This is a genomic window from Arthrobacter sp. HMWF013, assembly GCF_003061105.1.
GTDB lineage: Bacteria > Actinomycetota > Actinomycetes > Actinomycetales > Micrococcaceae > Arthrobacter.
Window position 1 is genome coordinate 1 of record NZ_QAIQ01000566.1, and the last position, 1,498, is coordinate 1,498.

At 67.7% G+C, this 1,498-nt stretch carries 2 protein-coding genes; both read left to right on the forward strand.

Going from position 1 to position 1,498, the window contains the following annotated elements; all coding sequences use genetic code 11:
• The coding region (locus DBR22_RS19310) for an ATP-dependent DNA helicase UvrD2 (protein ID WP_146187579.1) at window positions 1-931 on the forward strand (931 nt) is incomplete at its 5' end.
• A gap of 50 nt (window positions 932-981) precedes the next feature.
• Window positions 982-1,498 (forward strand): M48 metallopeptidase family protein (locus DBR22_RS19315; protein WP_108600333.1); only part of this gene is annotated, 517 nt, incomplete at its 3' end.

A 1,498-nucleotide genomic window follows, 5' to 3' on the forward strand; every position in this document is an offset into this window, starting at 1 on the left:
GTTCTTCGCCCGCAAGGAAGTCCGCGACGCCATTCTTCAGCTGCGGGCAGCCACCCGGGCAGTGGCCGAGACCTCGTCGCCAGAGCCGCTGGGCCAGCTGGTCCGGGACATCGTCGCATCCCTTGGATATACGGAAACTGCACCGCACAACGGCGGTGCATTGCGTGAACGCTGGGAGTCGCTGGCAGCGCTGGTGGCGCTCGCGGACGAACTGGTACAGGTCCGGGGCGGGCAGTTCAGCCTCGCGGATTTCGTCAATGAACTGCAGGAACGGTCCCTGGCGCAGCATGCGCCCACCGTGCAAGGGGTGACCTTGGCATCCCTGCACGCAGCCAAGGGCCTCGAATGGGACGCGGTCTTCCTGGTGGGCCTCAGCGAAGGCCTGATGCCTATCTCCTTCGCAGACACTCCCGAGGCCGTGGACGAGGAACGCCGGCTGCTCTACGTGGGAATCACCCGGGCGCGCGAGCACCTGGCCCTGTCCTGGTCCACCGCCCGCACACCCGGCGGACGGGCCAACCGCAAGCCCTCGCGTTTCCTGGACGGGCTCCGTCCCAACTCGGTGGCCAGTTCCAGCGCCCGCGGCAAGGGCCCTGCGCCGCGGCGGAAAGCCGCCGCCCCCGCCACCTGCCGGGTCTGCGGGAGCATGCTGGCCAGCGGCGCGGAACGCAAAGTGGGGCGGTGTAACGACTGCCCGCCCAGCTACGAGGAGCAGACCTTCGAGGCGCTCCGGCAGTGGCGGAAGGAAATTGCGCTGTCAGCCGAGGTGCCGGCTTTCGTGGTGTTTACGGACGCCACGCTGACGGCCATCGCAGAGGCCAAACCGTCCACTTTGGAGGAACTGGCCGCGCTCGCCGGCGTGGGCCCATCCAAGCTGGAACGCTACGGTGAGGACGTCCTTCGCGTGCTGGTGGAAAGCACCACCCTGTGAGGCAGCCGCAGGGCAGGCCGGCCCAAGCCCCGCTCACCACTCCTGACGGTATGCCGGTTGAGGTTCGGCGGTCCGCGCGCCGGACCAGGACCGTCGCCGCGTTCTGGGAGAACGGGACGGCGGTGGTGGCCATCCCCGCCCGTTTCACCGTTGCGCAGGAACGGGAATGGGTCCACAGAATGCTGGAGAAGCTGCACCGCCAGGGGGCGAAACGTTCCAGGCAGGGGAAGAAGCAGCCAGCGACGGACGCCGCCCTGGCAGCCCACGCTGCCGATTTATCCGCCAGGTATTTTGGCGGCAGGGCAGTCCCCACATCGGTCCGTTGGGTCAGCAACCAGAACTCCCGCTGGGGCTCTGCGACGCCGTCGGAAGGGACCATCCGGCTCTCCGACAAGCTCCGCCCCATGCCGCAATGGGTCATCGACTACGTATTGCTGCATGAACTTGCCCACCTTCTGGTGGCCGGGCACAACGCGGCGTTCTGGAAACTGCTGGAGGCCTACCCCGATACGATGCGGGCCAAGGCATTCCTGGAGGGCGTGTCATTTGCCACCGGACGTGGCCTGG